The 16,787-nt window shown below is 35.6% G+C and carries 19 protein-coding genes; 11 read left to right on the top strand and 8 right to left on the bottom strand.

The features are described 5' to 3' along the window. The first annotated feature begins 4 nt into the window (after positions 1 to 4). The 4 genes from RBU60_RS00970 to RBU60_RS00985 all read left to right on the top strand — a co-directional run bounded on the left by RBU60_RS00970 (position 5) and on the right by RBU60_RS00985 (position 1,909). On the top strand, positions 5 to 319 hold the full coding sequence (locus RBU60_RS00970) for a DUF3467 domain-containing protein (RefSeq protein WP_308862737.1): 315 nt from the start codon (positions 5 to 7) through the stop codon (positions 317 to 319). A gap of 277 nt (positions 320 to 596) precedes the next feature. Next, positions 597 to 815 (top strand): hypothetical protein, encoded by a 219-nt coding sequence (locus tag RBU60_RS00975; RefSeq protein WP_308862738.1) that lies wholly within the window; start codon positions 597 to 599, stop codon positions 813 to 815. 126 nt (positions 816 to 941) lie between these two features. Then, positions 942 to 1,178 (top strand): T9SS type A sorting domain-containing protein, encoded by a 237-nt coding sequence (locus RBU60_RS00980; RefSeq protein ID WP_308862739.1) that lies wholly within the window; start codon positions 942 to 944, stop codon positions 1,176 to 1,178. 35 nt (positions 1,179 to 1,213) lie between these two features. Then, a complete protein-coding gene (locus RBU60_RS00985) occupies positions 1,214 to 1,909 on the top strand; it encodes a T9SS type A sorting domain-containing protein (protein ID WP_308862740.1) in 696 nt (231 codons plus the stop codon). A 217-nt stretch (positions 1,910 to 2,126) separates the two neighbouring features. Here RBU60_RS00985 and RBU60_RS00990 read toward each other — a convergent pair whose 3' ends face one another. Further along, positions 2,127 to 3,716, bottom strand: a complete 1,590-nt coding sequence (locus RBU60_RS00990; RefSeq protein ID WP_308862741.1) for a peptide chain release factor 3 — start codon at positions 3,714 to 3,716, stop codon at positions 2,127 to 2,129. Between the two features lie 194 nt (positions 3,717 to 3,910). Between RBU60_RS00990 and idi the strand changes: the two genes are divergently transcribed. Genes idi through RBU60_RS01010 form a run of 4 tightly spaced genes read left to right on the top strand, consistent with a single transcriptional unit; the run spans position 3,911 to position 6,138 of the window. After that, positions 3,911 to 4,423 carry an isopentenyl-diphosphate Delta-isomerase gene (idi, locus tag RBU60_RS00995; RefSeq protein ID WP_308862742.1) on the top strand — a complete coding sequence of 171 codons (513 nt, stop codon included), beginning with the start codon at positions 3,911 to 3,913 and terminating at the stop codon, positions 4,421 to 4,423. Further along, positions 4,423 to 4,839, top strand: a complete 417-nt coding sequence (locus RBU60_RS01000) for a 6-pyruvoyl trahydropterin synthase family protein (protein WP_308862743.1) — start codon at positions 4,423 to 4,425, stop codon at positions 4,837 to 4,839. The genes idi and RBU60_RS01000 overlap by 1 nt, the downstream gene beginning before the upstream one ends. Further along, the gene (locus tag RBU60_RS01005; RefSeq protein WP_308862744.1) at positions 4,836 to 5,816 is read left to right on the top strand and encodes a type I phosphomannose isomerase catalytic subunit; all 981 of its coding nucleotides are present in this window, start codon (positions 4,836 to 4,838) and stop codon (positions 5,814 to 5,816) included. The genes RBU60_RS01000 and RBU60_RS01005 overlap by 4 nt, the downstream gene beginning before the upstream one ends. A 49-nt stretch (positions 5,817 to 5,865) precedes the next feature. After that, positions 5,866 to 6,138 (top strand): hypothetical protein, encoded by a 273-nt coding sequence (locus tag RBU60_RS01010; protein WP_308862745.1) that lies wholly within the window; start codon positions 5,866 to 5,868, stop codon positions 6,136 to 6,138. On the opposite strand, the gene gldG is transcribed toward RBU60_RS01010, so the two are convergent. The 4 genes from gldG to RBU60_RS01030 are packed head-to-tail and all read right to left on the bottom strand — an operon-like array spanning position 6,128 to position 9,660. After that, complete coding sequence (gene gldG, locus RBU60_RS01015; protein WP_308862746.1) at positions 6,128 to 7,798, bottom strand: gliding motility-associated ABC transporter substrate-binding protein GldG; 1,671 nt, start codon at positions 7,796 to 7,798, stop codon at positions 6,128 to 6,130. The genes RBU60_RS01010 and gldG overlap by 11 nt on opposite strands. Further along, positions 7,798 to 8,529 carry a gliding motility-associated ABC transporter permease subunit GldF gene (gene gldF, locus RBU60_RS01020; RefSeq protein WP_308862747.1) on the bottom strand — a complete coding sequence of 244 codons (732 nt, stop codon included), beginning with the start codon at positions 8,527 to 8,529 and terminating at the stop codon, positions 7,798 to 7,800. The genes gldG and gldF overlap by 1 nt, the downstream gene beginning before the upstream one ends. Before the next feature lie 4 nt (positions 8,530 to 8,533). Next, on the bottom strand, positions 8,534 to 8,830 hold the full coding sequence (locus RBU60_RS01025) for a putative quinol monooxygenase (RefSeq protein ID WP_308862748.1): 297 nt from the start codon (positions 8,828 to 8,830) through the stop codon (positions 8,534 to 8,536). Further along, positions 8,827 to 9,660 carry an SAM hydrolase/SAM-dependent halogenase family protein gene (locus RBU60_RS01030; RefSeq protein ID WP_308862749.1) on the bottom strand — a complete coding sequence of 278 codons (834 nt, stop codon included), beginning with the start codon at positions 9,658 to 9,660 and terminating at the stop codon, positions 8,827 to 8,829. The genes RBU60_RS01025 and RBU60_RS01030 overlap by 4 nt, the downstream gene beginning before the upstream one ends. Before the next feature lie 99 nt (positions 9,661 to 9,759). On the opposite strand from RBU60_RS01030, the gene RBU60_RS01035 reads away from it, so the two are divergent. After that, positions 9,760 to 10,713, top strand: a complete 954-nt coding sequence (locus RBU60_RS01035; RefSeq protein WP_308862750.1) for a PhoH family protein — start codon at positions 9,760 to 9,762, stop codon at positions 10,711 to 10,713. 10 nt (positions 10,714 to 10,723) lie between these two features. Continuing rightward, positions 10,724 to 11,674, top strand: coding sequence for a phosphoribosylaminoimidazolesuccinocarboxamide synthase (locus RBU60_RS01040; RefSeq protein ID WP_308862752.1), 951 nt, complete (start codon positions 10,724 to 10,726; stop codon positions 11,672 to 11,674). On the opposite strand, the gene RBU60_RS01045 is transcribed toward RBU60_RS01040, so the two are convergent. From RBU60_RS01045 to RBU60_RS01055, 3 genes are all read right to left on the bottom strand, one after another. Further along, positions 11,675 to 12,973 carry an acyloxyacyl hydrolase gene (locus tag RBU60_RS01045; RefSeq protein ID WP_308862753.1) on the bottom strand — a complete coding sequence of 433 codons (1,299 nt, stop codon included), beginning with the start codon at positions 12,971 to 12,973 and terminating at the stop codon, positions 11,675 to 11,677. Between the two features lie 70 nt (positions 12,974 to 13,043). Next, positions 13,044 to 14,129: a DNA topoisomerase IB gene (locus tag RBU60_RS01050; protein WP_308862754.1), complete on the bottom strand. Its 1,086-nt coding sequence runs from the start codon at positions 14,127 to 14,129 to the stop codon at positions 13,044 to 13,046. Between the two features lie 211 nt (positions 14,130 to 14,340). Then, positions 14,341 to 15,429, bottom strand: a complete 1,089-nt coding sequence (locus RBU60_RS01055; RefSeq protein WP_308862755.1) for a M42 family metallopeptidase — start codon at positions 15,427 to 15,429, stop codon at positions 14,341 to 14,343. Positions 15,430 to 15,536: 107 nt separating this feature from the next. Here RBU60_RS01055 and RBU60_RS01060 point away from each other — a divergent pair, with 107 nt between their 5' ends. Further along, complete coding sequence (locus tag RBU60_RS01060) at positions 15,537 to 16,229, top strand: DUF4294 domain-containing protein (protein WP_308862756.1); 693 nt, start codon at positions 15,537 to 15,539, stop codon at positions 16,227 to 16,229. Positions 16,230 to 16,787 lie beyond the last annotated feature (558 nt).

The following is a 16,787-nucleotide window of genomic DNA, read 5'->3' on the forward strand; positions in this document are numbered from 1 at the left end:
CGTTATGAGTGAAGAAGCCAAGAATAAAAAGAATAAGCTCAACATAGAGTTGGATGAAGCAACCGCACAAGGAACGTATAGTAACTTGGCGATTATCAATCATTCCCCATCTGAGTTTGTAGTTGATTTTGTAAACATTATGCCTGGAGCACCAAAAAGTAAAGTGAAGTCTAGAATTATCTTAACTCCACAACATGCAAAGCGGTTATTAAAAGCTTTAGGAGATAATATTCAACGGTTTGAAAGCGCTCACGGCGAAATAAAAGATTATGATAAACCTCCCATTCCATTAAATTTTGGTCCAACGGGACAAGCATAAAAAGATAAAACTCCGAAGCTTTCACTTCGGAGTTTTTTTTATGTTTTTTTTTGGGTGTATCCCTGCGGGTCGCGCTATTCGCTAAATCTTTTTATGGCGAAAAGACCATAAAAAGGATACCGCTGCTATCGCTTACACAAATTTCATTAAATTGAAACAACCTCATATTGTAATATGTCGCTTTAAAATCATATTATTTAGCTTATAGGTGGGTTATGGTTAAATTATTAACACATTTTTCTTATATTCATACATTATATAACTAAAAAGGGTTAGTATGAGCTTCAATTTTTTAACCGAAGAACCTACCCATAAATTAACGTACCTATATCATGTAAGGCAGATTGAAAGTGTCACAAGTAAAACAACAGGAACAGAAAGTTATGAAATTAAACCCAACAATAAACGTCTGTTTTTTAAAGCTGAAAGCAATGAAACAAACAATTCATCTTTTTTAGAGGCCACTACTATTAATGAAGCTGCTGTTTACAATTGATACGATAGTGAAGGAAATCTTTTACATACTGGCGAACAGTTAACTCTAAGTAGGGATATAGCGCAAGAGTATAAACTTGAAATCATCGCAGAAGCTGATGGTTATAAAGATTACGCTTCTATTGAGGTGGCTAGTCCTTATGCATTACAAAGCTTAAGCCCAAACCCTGCAAACAATCAAGTACAGGTAGCTTACCAAACTCAAGGAGCAACTTCAGCTTATTTAAGTATTACCTCTACACAAACAGCAGTGAGTAACAATTATATTCTTAATGTAAATGATTCTAATTTAATTATAGATGTTTCCACATATGTGCCAGGAACTTATGTGATGGCACTTTCTTGTGACGGAGAAATAATTTAAACCAAAAATTTAATAATTCAGTAAAAAATTAAATTATGAAAATTATAATTAAACTAATTATTTGCTTGTTAAGCTTTAACAGCTTAGCACAAATAGCGCCCTTAGAAGACCATACTTGGTATTTAGAGAAATTGGTTATTAATGGAAATGATTTTCCACCACCACTTGTGTATCAAGATAATTATACAGCAAGTTTTGATAATGATTATTTTATATTTGGTTCTCCCTGTAGTTCTGTAGAGGGCATTCTAACTCATAATTCAACAGCTTCTTTTGCAATTAATGAAGGGGGCAGTGATTTTCAAATTTGTCCAGGCTTAACTGGTGTGGATGCTTATGATGAAAAGTTTGCGATAGACTTTATTGATATAGATGATTTTTTAAATCCATTTTCTTATACCTTTGCCACTCAACCTAATTATATTGTCTTAACAATTACTAACGGTAATGGCGACCAAGCTATTTACCGCAACCAACAACTAGCGGTGGCGAGTATGGAAAAAGTAGCGGTGAATCTTTACCCTAATCCTGTAACTAATCACTTTCAGTTGGAGGTAGAATCTGGTAAAAACATTAAATCGGTGCGTATTTTTTCCGTTGACGGAAAAGAAGTGTTACATTTTGAAGAAGCTCAAATCACTTATGATGTTTCTTACTTGCCGGCAGGTATTTACTTTGTAAAGATTAAAAGTGAGACAGGAGAAAGTGTCAAGAAAATGCTAAAACGATAAATTCACAAAAAAGCCACTAACTTATTGTAAGTTAGTGGCTTTTTCAATTTAAAATAATCTATAATCATGCTGTTTGTCAAGAAGAAACATTTGGCAAACGTTTAAAATGATTAACGAATCAAAATTACTTATAATTAGTTTAAATACTTCTCGACTCCGTTCGAAATGACATTTAAATATGATTTTAATTTGATGGCTCTTACTTAATAAAACCTAACTACTTAAATTCAGAAGTATAATGGAATTTAATGTTTTTGTACTTTTCTTGCGTCATTTGCAATGAAAATTGAGAATCCGCTAGAAAGACTAACTGTCCGCGTTTATCTGTAGCTAAGTAATTACTCTTCACTCGTTTAAAATCAGCAAACTCAGCGCTTTTTGGATCTTCTGGCTCTATCCAGCAAGCTTTGTGTACCTTCAAATTTTCGTAGGTACATTTAGCTCCGTATTCGTGTTCTAGTCGGTATTGGATTACTTCATACTGCAAAGCGCCCACCGTACCTATCACCTTTCTGTTATTAAGTTCTAAACGGAATAACTGCGCCACTCCTTCATCCATCAACTGGTCAATTCCTTTTTCCAATTGCTTAGACTTCATAGGATCTGCATTGTTGATGTATCTAAAATGCTCTGGAGAAAAACTCGGAATCCCTTTGTAGCTTAACTCTTCACCTTGGGTTAGGGTATCTCCAATTTTAAAATTCCCAGTATCGTGAAGTCCTACAATATCTCCGGGATATGAAACATCTACAATCTCTTTCTTTTCCGCAAAGAAAGCATTGGGACTACTAAATTTTAAATTTTTACCCTGTCTTACATGTAAGTAAGGAACATTACGCTCAAACTTTCCCGAAACAATTTTTATAAATGCCAAGCGATCTCGGTGTCTAGGATCCATATTGGCGTGAATCTTAAACACGAAACCCGTAAAATCTTTTTCTTCTGGATGAACAACTCTGGTGGTGCTTTCTTTAGGTCTTGGGGAGGGAGCAATATCTATAAAGCAATCTAAAAGCTCTCTAACACCGAAGTTATTTAAAGCAGAACCAAAAAATACGGGTTGTAATTGTCCGTCTCGGTATTCTTCTTTGCTAAATTCAGGGTAAACGCTTTGCGCCAGTTCTACCTCCTCTCTCAACTCATTGGCAGCATCAGTTCCGATAAGGTCATCCAATTCAGGATTACTTAAATCAGAAATTTCTATGGTATCTTCAATGTCTTTTCTAGGATCGCCGGTAAATAGATTGACGTTCTTTTCCCAAATGTTGTAGATTCCCTTAAAGTCATACCCCATTCCAATAGGGAAGCTCAATGGAATCACTCTCAGATGAAGTTTCTGCTCAATTTCATCCAGCAAATCGAAAGCATCTTTTCCTTCCCGGTCCATTTTATTAATAAAAACAATCATGGGAATGTTACGCATACGACATACCTCGACAAGTTTCTCGGTCTGTTCCTCGACTCCTTTCGCGACATCAATCACTACAATAACGCTATCTACCGCGGTAAGGGTTCTAAAAGTATCTTCGGCAAAATCTTTGTGCCCAGGTGTATCTAGAATATTGATTTTAATATCACGGTATTCAAATGCCAAGACAGAGGTGGCTACAGAGATTCCTCTTTGACGTTCAATTTCCATAAAGTCACTGGTCGCACCTTTCTTAATCTTATTTGATTTTACCGCACCCGCTTCTTGAATAGCACCTCCAAAAAGCAATAATTTTTCCGTTAAGGTTGTTTTACCTGCATCGGGGTGGGAGATAATACCAAAAGTTCTCCTTTTATTTATTTCGTCAATTAATTTCATTTTGCAAAGGTATTGTTTTTAAGAAGCTACCGCAATATTTCTTGTCAAATGCTTTATTTTTTAACGCCATCACTAAGACGATGATGACTTTTGAAAACCTAACCAAGTACTTAAGCTTCTTGAAAAAGCATTTTAACGTTAAGCCTGCTTTTATTCCTATGAAATAGAAATGCAATTTTGTACTTTTGATTTCTATGGAAGAGAAAGTAATTTTAGTCAATGAAAGCGACGAGCAAATTGGCTTGATGGAAAAGATTGAAGCACACGAAAAGGCGCTACTTCATCGTGCATTTTCGGTTTTTGTCTATAATGATAAAAACGAAATCATGATTCAACAACGGGCACATTCAAAATACCATTCTCCGGGATTATGGGCGAATACCTGCTGCAGTCACCAAAGAGAAGGAGAAAGCAACGTAGACGCTGGGAAACGGAGACTGATGGAAGAAATGGGTTTTCAAACCGATCTTAAAGAAGTCACTTCTTTTATCTATAAAGCTCCTTTTGATAACGGGTTAAGTGAGCACGAATACGATTATATCTTGACGGGTCACTATAATGATGAACCTAAGGTAAATCCAGACGAGGTGGCCGATTGGAAGTGGATGAGTGTAGAAGAGATTAAAAAAGATATGGCTAACCAACCCGAAAAATACACGGCTTGGTTTAAGATTATTTTCGATAATTATTATAAATTTATAGCATAGTGGGAGTAACTGTAAGTAGAAAAGCACATTTTAATGCTGCCCATCGATTGTATCGAAAGGACTGGAACGATCAAAAAAACCTAGACGTTTTCGGAAAGTGTAGTTATCCCAATTATCACGGCCATAATTATGAATTGATTGTTTCGGTTACTGGAGCTATTGATGAAGAAACCGGTTTTGTGATGGATTTAAAAGTTCTCAAGGATTTAATCAAAATCGAAATTGAAGACTATTTAGATCACAAGAATTTAAACGTCGATATTGAAGAGTTTAAAAACTTAAATCCAACCGCAGAGAATATCGTGGTGATAATTTGGAATAAATTAAGAGCTAAAATAAAGAGTGATTTAGAGGTAGAGGTTGTGTTGTATGAAACGTCTCGAAATTTTGTTTCCTATAAAGGAGTTGTAGAATGAAAGAAGAAAAACTATATCCTTTAAAATTTTCACCTATTTTAAAAACTAAGATTTGGGGTGGCGAAAAGCTACATTCCGTTTTAGGTAAAGAGCGAATAGGCAATCAAATAGGTGAAAGCTGGGAGATTAGTGGGGTAGATGGAGATTTTTCGGTAGTAGAGAATGGGTTTTTAAAGGGAGAAAACTTAAAAGACCTTATTTTAAAGTATAAAGAGAAACTTGTGGGCAGGTCTATTTATGCTCGGTTTAAAGAAAAATTTCCTTTATTGGTAAAATTTATCGACGCCAAAGAGAAGCTTTCTGTTCAGGTTCACCCAGATGATGAGTTGGCTTCAAAGAGACATGGTACTTTAGGGAAAACTGAAATGTGGTATATCGTTCAAGCAGATCCCGAAGCTAAAATAATCACAGGGTTCCAAAATGGGATAAGTAAAGAAGATTACTTGTCTCACTTAAAAAATGAATCCTTAGAAGAAATTCTCAACAAAGAATCGGTGAAGAGTGGAGATGCCTTCTTTATTAAAGCAGGCTTAATTCATGCCATTGGAGCTGGCGTCTTATTGGCTGAGATTCAAGAAACCTCAGACATCACCTACCGTATTTACGATTATAATAGAGAGGGGATTGATGGCAAGCAACGAGAACTACATACCCAATTAGCTTTAGATACGATAGATTACAGCAACAATGATGATTACAAGATTAGGTACTCTTTAGAAGAGAATAAATTAAATTCTCTTGTAGATTGTTCCTACTTTAGCACTCAACTACTTCACCTTAAAGAAGATTATAACTTTAAGCTTCCTATTAATAATGACTGCTTTGTAATTTTAATGTGTGTAGAAGGAAGTACGCTTATAGAATACGAAGAAGGGAAAGAGGAAATTAGCGTAGGAGAGAGTATACTTATTCCTGCAAATTTAAGAGAAATTACAATTAGTTCTAAAAATTGTAAATTACTTCACGTAACTATATAACCCTATCCTTTTTTAGCGTAATTTTGTGTCTTAAATTAAATTAGTACTTATGGCAAGTAAAAGAACGCTTAAGAGAAATGTAAATTATGTAATGGGCGATATTATTGAAGCTGCATTTTTACATCAAATGGTAAATCCTAAGGGAGATCAAGTAAAATCAGAAGCAATTGTGGAAGATGCAATGCGCTCGTATGACGAGTTAATCACTAAGATTAATGACAACTCAGTAGAGAATAAAGGAAAGCATTTAAAAGCAGTAAATAAGCAATTAGAAGAAAAAGCGCACGATCTTGTAAAAGATATCAACGCTCTTAATGCTTAATGTATTTCTTCTTTCTATAGGTATAGAAGCCAAAAGCGAAAATACCTAGTAAGATAAGAGGTGAAACCATATTAAAAAGTTGCCAAGAAGTTCTTTCTTGAGCAACTTTTTTTGTGTCTAAGAATGCCAGTTTAATGTTTTTAGCTCTTACAGCTAGCAAACCAGTATCATCTAGTAAATAATTAGTGGCATTCATTAAAAACTCCTTGTTGCCATAAGTGGTTCCCGTAAATCTATCGTAACCTAGAGCAATAGGTCCTTCTCTATTAAATTCATTTTTAATCACATCTCCGTCAGAGATCACCAGCATCTTCGTTTCTTTACTCTTATCGGAATAGTTTTTAACTTCAAAAGGAAGGATTCTATTTTTGTATACAGAAGTAAATTCTCCTTCTAACAATACGCCTAAGCTTTGTTTCCCATCCGTATAACTTTCTCGAACAGGTTTTTGATTGATCATCTCCAAGTTGATCATTAGCGGAGTTGCGTCTAACTTGGTCGTAGGAGAACTGTGCAGTAAAACGGTTTTCTTAACCTCATTTTTTAAGGTATCTATGCTATTGGCAAAATCAAACTTTACGGCTTCGGTATTTTTTATGATGCTGTGCGAGTTATTAGAAACCGCTAAGGGAGAATAATACCAAGGGAACGGATTAAACTGGGTTTCGTTACCAGAACCTTGAGCCAAAATAATATGCGCCGAAATAACATCATTCACCAAGGAAGTATTGATTCTAACTCCGTATTTAAAGAAGAAATCATTTAGGTTGAGATCTCTAGGGTAAGCTAATGCTGCATTGTCTGGGTTGGTAAATAGGCTGTCTTTTTCTATGGCCGCATTTTCTACCAGCCATATCATTTTTCCGCCTTGCATCAGGTATTGGTCTAAGACTAATTTTTCTTCTTCCGTATATTTTTGAGTAGGTTTGGCTTCTAAAATCAGATCGTATTGAGTTAATTGATCTAGTGTTCTTTGAGGTTGAATCGCAACAGAATCTAAAGTAAAGGGAGCGATATAATAGTATTCTTTTAAGGTCTTTACAAAGTCTACAATATTCTTTTCGGGCAGTTCGCCGTTGCCGCGCATGATCGCTATTTTTTTGTCTTTCCCATAAACCAATTTGCTAAAAGCATCCGCGAAAGCGTATTCTAAATTTTCTACGGAAGTGTTGACAATTTGCTCGTTAGCATCTCCAATTTTCTTTTTCAATAAATTGATCTGAACAGATTTATCATCATAATATGCCACGGCCCAAGGGAAAAGAAGACTTTCACTCACCTTTCCGTTCTGGTTCATGTTTAAGGTTTCTGGCATCATTCCCGCTTTATAGAAATTGTTGGCCACCTTCTGCGCATCGACACCTTCTTCTAAGGGATTGATGAAATTGAATTTAATTTCAGAATTGTAAGCACTAAATTCTTCAAGTAGATATCGGGTTTCTGATTGCAGGCGTTTAAATTCCGCAGGAAAATCTCCTTTTAAGAAAACATCGACAATGATAGGATCTTTTACTTCTTTAATAAGGTCTTTTGAAGGTTGAGAAAGGGTGTAACGATCTTGCTGCGTAAGATCAAACCTGTGAAAATATAGTGATGCAACGGCATTCACTAGCACTAAAGCAATCAGGATTCCGAATATATATTTTATATTTTTCCCCATTACTTGTTTTCTTTTTCTAGGTTCAACTTGGTTAGGCTTAAGAACAAAAAGATGACACTAATAAAGTAGATAAGATCTCTGGTGTCAATTACCCCACGACTAATGCTTTTATAGTGATAACTAAGCCCAAAGTACTCTAAACTATAAGCTTCAGATTTAAAGATATCAAAATTTGAAATTCCTTCAAACCCAAAATACAATAAGAAACAAAGCAATACGGCTAGGATAAAGGATACAATTTGATTTTCGGTTAAACTGGAAGCAAAAATCCCGATAGAAGTATAGGTGGCGCTTAAGAAAAATAAGCCTGCATAACTTCCTCCCACCACTCCTAAATCTATATTTCCTTCAGGCTTCCCTAATTGATACATGGTAAATACATATAATAGCGTAGGAATTAGCGCTAATACCGAAAGCGTGAAAGCCCCAAAATACTTACCTAAAATCAACTGCCATTTGGTGATAGGTTGCGTGAGTAAGATTTCTAAGGTTCCTTGTTTCTTTTCTTCGGCAATACTGCGCATAGTGATGGCAGGAATCAAAAATAAAAATACCCAAGGGGCTAAAAGGAAAAAGGGAGATAGATTGGCAAAACCTTGATCCAACATATTAAAGTCTCCGTTAAATATCCATAAAAACAATCCGCAGATCACTAAAAAGACACCAATAACTAAATAGCCAATAGTGCTAGAGAAAAACGAATTGATTTCTTTTAAAAAAATAGCCTTCATAAAATTATTTTAAACTCACGAGTTGATCGAGACTCCAAGCTTCGGGTTTGGCATTAAATTTAATTTTGGTGGCTGTCCAAACTTCTTTAAACAAAGCAGAATGTCTATAGCTTTCTAAATTGGCTTCACTTTCCCAGTAACTATAAGTAAAGAAAATAGAGGGGTTGTGTTTGTCTTGATAAAGCTCTAGAAAAGTACAACCCTCGAAACCTCGAATATATTGTTTTTTACTTTGAAAAAGGGCTAAAAAATTCTCGATCTCTTCTTCTTTAAAAGACATTTTTACAATGCGTACAATCATGAGTTAAATTTAATATTGATAGTATCCATAAGCTGAAGTCCCAATAGGGTAGAAGCACTTCCTACCGTATGAGGATTGCTTTTGTAAATCGCGATTTCAACATAGTTAGAAGCATTAAAAATAGCAAGTTTTTTACCTTCTTCTTCCCGATTGTCTTTGGGGGAATTAAAATCTATGGCATGACTATAGCTTTCGTGAATTGTGGTAAAGCTAGTAGATCTGGCATTTATGGTAAAAGATCTTCCTTTTCCTATATTTTCGAAAATTTTTCTGGAGATATTGGTCACCACATTGCCATAGGTATCAATGTACATCACGTGACCTATAATCTGATCTTGGTTATCGTTGATAAACGGGTTAAGCTTTGTAATTTGCTTCACTTCAGGAATACTTTTTCCTATAACTTCTAAGGTTCCGCCTCGAGCGATATGACAAGCCACTTTTACAAAAACATCCAACACAGGGAAATTGGTTTCTATCGCATTATGGATGTTAACCTCGACTAGCTTCTGAGGTTTAATTTCTGCAGCGATGAGAGACATAATTCCGTTATTGGCGCAAATAAAAAAATGATCGTCTAATTGTATGGCAATATGTTTATTCTCTGGTGTAATTTCTGAATCTACTCCAATAATATGTATGGTTCCTTTTGGGAAACTGCTGTACGCGTTTTTAATGATATATGCGGCCTCGGTAATATGAAAAGGAGAAACGTTATGAGAGATATCAACAATGTTTACGCCTTCCAGTTCACTAAGAATAGCACCTTTAACAGCACCTGTAGAAGGGTCTTTTAGCCCAAAATCTGTTGTTAAAGTGATGATAGCCATAAGGAAATGATGTTAATACTTTTAATGTGATTTGATGATATTTTTACCTAAATTTGTACTGCGAATTTAAAGATAAAAGATTAATAAATACACTTGCATTTGAACGAACTTGAAATTGAACTCTCAGAAATTAATCCAAGAGAATTTTTTGGATTACAAAACGCAACTATTGAACTACTTAAGAAATACTTTCCTAAGTTAAAAATTGTTGCCAGAGGAAATAGGATAAAGGCTTTTGGAGATGAAGAACTACTAGAAGAGTTTGATAAAAGAATCAATATGCTTATTGAGCATTTTGGAAAATACAACAAGCTTAATGAAACGGTAATCGAAAGAGTGCTTACTAGCGAAAAGAAAGAAGACTATGAAACTTCTGCACAAAGCGGCGATGTATTAGTACACGGGGTAAGTGGTAAATTAATTAAAGCACAAACCGCCAACCAGCGAAAATTGGTAGAGCTCACCAAGAAAAATGATATGGTTTTTGCCGTAGGGCCTGCAGGGACAGGAAAAACCTACACCGCAGTGGCTTTAGCGGTAAAAGCACTTAAAGAAAAAGAAGTTCGTAAAATTATACTGACTAGACCGGCGGTAGAAGCTGGAGAGAATTTAGGATTTCTTCCAGGAGATTTAAAAGAGAAATTAGATCCTTATATGCAGCCTTTGTATGATGCGTTAAGAGATATGATTCCCCACGAACGGCTAGAGTCTTTTATAGAAAAAGGAGTGATACAAATTGCGCCTATGGCATTTATGCGAGGAAGAACGCTAGACAATGCTTTCGTTATTCTAGATGAAGCACAAAATACCACCCACGCACAAATGAAAATGTTTTTAACCCGTATGGGGAAAAACGCAAAATTTATGATTACGGGAGATCCAGGACAAATAGATTTACCGCCAAGGGCAACTTCAGGATTAAAAGAATCTCTTTTAATCCTAAAAGACGTCAAAGGAATTGGGATGGTTTATCTAGATGATAAAGATGTGATACGACATAAATTAGTCCGTCATGTTATTGCCGCTTACAAAAAGATAGAAAACGTAGATTAATTATATGTTGATGAATAATACCCTAACCGATACCAATTTTCAGTTTCCGCAACAAAAAAGTGTTTATAAAGGAAAAGTAAGACAAGTTTACGAATTAGAGAATGACCAAGTGGTCATGATTGCTACCGATAGACTTTCTGCTTTTGATGTGGTGATGCCAAAAGGAATTCCTTATAAAGGACAAATTCTAAATCAGATTGCGACCAAGATGATGAAGGCTACGCAAGATATTGTTCCCAATTGGCTGGAAGCAACTCCAGATCCTAATGTGGCGTTAGGTAAAATGTGCGAACCTTTTAAAGTAGAAATGGTGATTCGTGGGTATTTGGCAGGACACGCTGCTAGAGAATACAAAGCGGGAAAACGCGAAATTTGCGGAGTTTCCTTAGCGGAAGGATTAAAGGAAAACGACCCACTACCATATCCTATTATTACACCAGCTACCAAGGCCGAACAAGGTGATCACGACGAAGATATTTCTAGAGAAGACATTCTTAAAAGAGGAATCGTTTCTGCAGCAGATTATGAGCAGTTAGAGAAATATACCACAGCGCTTTTTCAACGAGGTAGTGAGATTGCCGCTTCCCGTGGATTGATTCTCGTGGATACCAAATACGAATTTGGAAAAACAAAAGAAGGGAAAATTGTATTGATTGATGAGATTCATACGCCAGATTCTTCTCGTTATTTTTATGCGGAAGGCTATCAAGAAAGACAAGAAAAAGGAGAGAAGCAAAAGCAACTTTCTAAAGAATTTGTAAGACAATGGCTTATTGAGAACGATTTTCAAGGATTAGAAGGTCAAGAGCTTCCCGAAATGAATGATGAATATATCAAATCAGTTTCTGAACGTTACATCGAATTATACGAAAACATCACCGGAGAAAAGTTTGTAAAAGCAGATATTTCTAATATTAAAGAACGAATTGAGGAGAATGTGTTGGCTTATTTAGAGGAATAGTTAGCCTTTAAAATTATAAATATAACCCAGCCCAAATTCATTAAAATCTGCTTGTCCCAGATTTGCATTGATGCTTGCTGAGATATAGAAGTTTTGAGTCGGGTTTTTAGCTAAGGAAGTCAAGTAATATTTAGCTCCAATTTTGGAAGTAATAAGCTTTTTTAATTTGTACTTGGTATTGTATTCTCCCAAGACCCAACCTTCGGGGATTTCTCTTGGTGTATTTGCCCATCCTTGAGTGTGGCGCCACTCGATTCCGTAAGCTGGTTTATGTAAATTTGCTCCTAATTGGAGAGCAAATCCCACGTGGTTTAAAAACATCATCTCTCCGCTAATAAAAACACCAAAGGCAGAAGCATTTAATGTAGGATGCTTTTTGAGGGATTCAAATTCTTCTCCACCTTGTACCAAAGACTCGTCGTTGCGAATGTAATCGTAGTAATGCTGATAAAAATGATAGAAAACTCCGGCACCGATTCTAAACGTGTTATTTATTTTTTTTCCTACACCCAACCTTAGCGCAAACACATTTTTAGGTTCATTAAAACTAAGCGCAAGCGAATTCTCTCCCCAACCCGTTTCCAGCATCAAATAGTAATTTTGTGAAGCTTTGAAATTGGGATGCGTTACAGTTTCTGAAGAACGCTCTTCTTTATGAAATTTGAAATTTGCATTCACGCTCCCTAAAAAAGAATTATAACCGTTGTTGGGTAATTTTTTATGACCGTTAGATCGGTGAGAATATCCTAGACCCAAACGTAAATTTGTCCTGGGGCTTTGTAGAATAGGGTAGTAGAAGAAAAGATCAAAAGCCCAGCTGAGGTTAGTAGAAACCGCATGATTAAGGGAATTGTTCTCTTCGTCAAATTTTTTGGTAAAATAAGAAGATCCCAAGCCTATCATCATACTTAAAGGATTCTTTTTGTTGGGAAATAACGGAAGCTCTACATAGGGAATCAAAGAAAATTGATACCCCAAAACATCCCGATTTCCCATATCATTGATTCCTAGACGAATTCCAGTTTTAGGATAATTAAGTCGATATGCCCATTCACTTTTACTTTCCAAATGGTTTTTTCCTAAACCTAGAGATAATCCAGTTTGCATCGAGAGGCTAGGAAAAAACTCATTGGAAGGCGCTGTTTTACCAAAAAGAACTTCAGAAGAGAAATAATGATTTTTCCATGAACTCTCTTTTTCTTGAGAAAATCCTAGTTGAGAAAGAAGAAGTAAGAGGAAACTAAAATACTTTACGGAAGAATAAAAAAAAGAATTCCGAATGGGTAATGCTTTGCTCATAAATAGAAATGTAAAACTTACAAAAGGAATACGATTTCTACAAATAAAAAGAATTTTAACAATATAAGGCTTAATTCTTAAAATCAATTTCAAAATTCTTCATAAGATCAAGTAAGACCTCTTCTGTTTTGGAAAGATTTTTTGTTTTGGGAGGTTTATTGTTTTCTAACTTTTCAAAATAAGTAGAAATACTTCCGTCAAGGTATTTTTCGGGAATAATGGGGTGTACATAATATTCTTTGCATACGCTTTTAGTGTTTCCTAAACCATTGGCAGCTTCCGCGTAAGCGAGGTTCAAATTCTTTTGCTGTTGCTTTTCTTCTTTGGCAAGACCAATGTCTCTTAGGGTTTCAAAAAATATTTTAGTCGCAGCCCAGGTTCTAAAATCTTTAGCCGAATAAAAGTCGCCACAACTATTCTGTATGTATTCGTTCACCATCGTACTGTCAATGACTTGCTTTTGTCCGTTGTCATCGTAGTATTTAAACAATTCCCAGCCTGCTATCTCTTCACAGTTTTGCACCAACTCGATAAGTTTCTTGTCGGTGATGTCAATTTGGTGCTCTTTTCCTTTTTTACCAATAAAATCAAACCTAAGAAGGTCTTTAGTGATGTGTACATGTTTAGATCTTAAGGTAGAAAGACCGTAAGTTTGGTTCTTTTTGGCATAATAATGATTGCCAATTCTAATGTGGGTTTCTTCCATCAAGCGAATCACCAAGGCCAAAACCTTTTCTTTGGGCATCCCTTGTTTTCTTAAATCTTTATCGAGTTGTTTTCTGATTTTTGGAAGCTGCTGTCCAAAAGCAGCAATCTTATAAAACTTGGTTTGGGTTTTAAAACTGTTCCAAGTTTCGTGATAAAGGTAAACTTTGCGGTCTTTATCATCCCGTCCCACCACTTGCAGGTGTCCGTTTTTTAACGGAGTGATACGAACGTTTTTCCAATTGGGAGGAATCACTAAAGCTTTAATACGCGCTTTTTCCTTATCGGAAGAAATGGTGTCTCCCTTCTTGTCTTTATAATAAAAGCCTTTCCCTGCTTTATGCCGACTTATGTTGAGGTCCTCATCTGAAACATAATGGAGGTGAGCCAAATTAGTGAACTCTTCTGGTTCTTGGATGATTTTTTTGAGTTGTTGAGGGGATAGTCGCACGAGTGAGTTTATTTATGAACTGAATGTAGACCTAAAAGCGAAAGCACATTGATAATAAAAAGTGAAAGTTTCTCTTCGGGAAGTTCTTTTATGATTTTGTAAAGAATTGTTAACGAAAAAAAGCCTCTTGAAAATATCAAGAGGCTTAAATTTTAGATTAATTACCTTTCACTAGGAAATAAAGTGAAATCAATTCCGCGGAAGCGAAAGTTTAATCAAAATAGCTAAACGTATCTCCGGCTTTAATCTGAAGAAGACTTTCGTAAATAAGCTTAATCACATTTTCTACATCGTCTTGATGCACCATTTCTACCGTGGTATGCATATAACGAAGCGGCAAAGAGATGAGCGTTGAAGCTACACCACCATTGCTATAAGCAAAAGCATCTGTATCTGTCCCGGTCGCTCTACTAGCTGCAGCTCGTTGAAACGGAATTTTATTATTCTCTGCAGTATTTATAATCATCTCACGCAAATTATTTTGTACTGCTGGAGCGTAGCAAATTACGGGACCGGCACCAATCTTGGTATCGCCTTCTTTCTCTTTACTAATCATTGGAGTAGAAGTATCGTGAGTTACATCGGTCACAATAGCAACATTGGGCTTAATGGTTTGGGTAATCATTTCGGCACCGCGAAGACCAATTTCTTCTTGTACAGAATTGGTGAAGTATAAACCAAAATCTAACTTCTTCTTATTCTCTTTTAAAAGACGAGCCACTTCAGCAATCATAAAACCGCCCATTCTGTTGTCTAGCGCTCTGCATACAAATTTGTCTTTATTCAGGATAAAAAATTCGTCTGGATAAGTGATCACACAACCTACATGTACGCCCAATTTCTCTACTTCTTCTTTGGTTTCGCAACCTACATCTATGGTGATGTTCTCTATTTTAGGATGCTCTTCCTTACTTTTATCTCTGGTATGAATCGCCGGCCAGCCAAAAACTCCGTCTACAATCCCGTTTTTGGTATGAATGTTTACGCGTTTGGAAGCTGCAATCATATGGTCACTTCCTCCATTTCTAATCACGTGTATAAGTCCGTTATCGGTAATATAATTCACATACCAAGAAATTTCATCGGCGTGTCCTTCTATAACGACTTTAAATTTTGCATCTGGATTAATGACTCCTACCGCACTTCCGTAGGTGTCGGTGATAAATTCATCTACATAAGGTTTAAGATAATCCATCCATATTTTCTGTCCTCCCGATTCGTACCCGGTTGGAGCGGCATTATTTAAATATTTTTCTAAAAAAGTAAGTGACTTTTTATTAAGGATACTATTTTTGCTCATAATTGAAATTTTACATTTTTACGAAAATAACAATAAATTAAATCACAACGCTTGAAGCGGAATTAATTTTGGAATGATTTTAGCTATTCTTTAGGTATAAAAATGACATGTTGAAGCATCTTGCTATTTTATATATTTTCTTACTCTCTTTTGTGCTTCAGGCGCAACAGAAGAATAGAGTGTTTCTAAACGACACTTCTAAGGAGCGTGTCTTAGTAACATCTCCTGGTTTGTACATGATAAAGGATGACTCCCTTGCTGTTGAAGCGGTTAATCTAGATGAGGTACTTCTTTTGGGACCTTTTAAATTTAAGAGCAGAGCAGAGCGTAGAACCTATTTAATTTTACATCGAAAAACGAAGAAAGTTTGGCCTTATGCGGTGTTAGCTTCGGAAAGGTTAACCGAACTTAATGAACGTCTTAATTCTATTGAAAGTAAACACAAGAAAAAGAAGTACACGAAAATCGTTCAAAAATATATTGAAGACGAATTTTCTGAAGAATTAAAAAAACTTACTAAAACTGAAGGACAAATCTTGGTGAAACTTATGTATCGCCAAACTGGAGAAACCACCTTTGAGGTGATAAAAGAATTAAGAAGCGGGTGGAATGCATTTTGGTACAATACCACGGCGAGTCTTTTTAATATCTCTTTGAAGGAAACCTATGACCCATTACATGTAAGGGAAGACTATTATATAGAGCATATATTAAGAAGGGGTTTTCAGAAAAATGAATTGGATAGAAGTGAGCCTGCCATTGCTATAGATTTCTCTGCAAGTATGAAACGCTGGAATTAATTTCTCAAGTCCAGTGCTATTACTATTCTTTAGAGCATTATTAGATCTAGTCATATCTTAGGATATCAGTGTTCGGTGGGATATCTTGTAAAGTAGGAGGGTGTTGTAATCTAAAAGGATCTTTAAATAGGTGTTTTTTTTTAAATGATTCTATACAGAGGGAAAGGGTTATTTTAAATCAAACAGTCATTGTTCGTCAATACGTTATAATTAAGTCTTGGTTCTTTATTAGATAACAATGATATACAGAACTGTTTATTTACTGAAAAAGGGAGTGGAAGCACGAGGATCTTTTCTCGTTCTCTCTTTAAATTAATCCTAAAACCGATCTATTCTATTTCCACTATATTTATTTTCAGTGCTTTAAAAAGAATATAAAATAAACCTAAGATTTTTTTTGTTAGAGTGAAATAAAAGGTTGTATATTTGCACCCCGCTTAGGCGCGGTAGTTCATTGATTATTTAAGGAATTGTTTTTAGAAAAAAGTTTTAAATATTTTTTTCAAAAAGCCTTGCGATAGTAAAAATAAGTATTAGTTTTGCAACCGCTTAGCGAAG

Source organism: Mesonia profundi, from assembly GCF_031085155.1.
GTDB classification, from domain to species: domain Bacteria; phylum Bacteroidota; class Bacteroidia; order Flavobacteriales; family Flavobacteriaceae; genus Mesonia; species Mesonia profundi.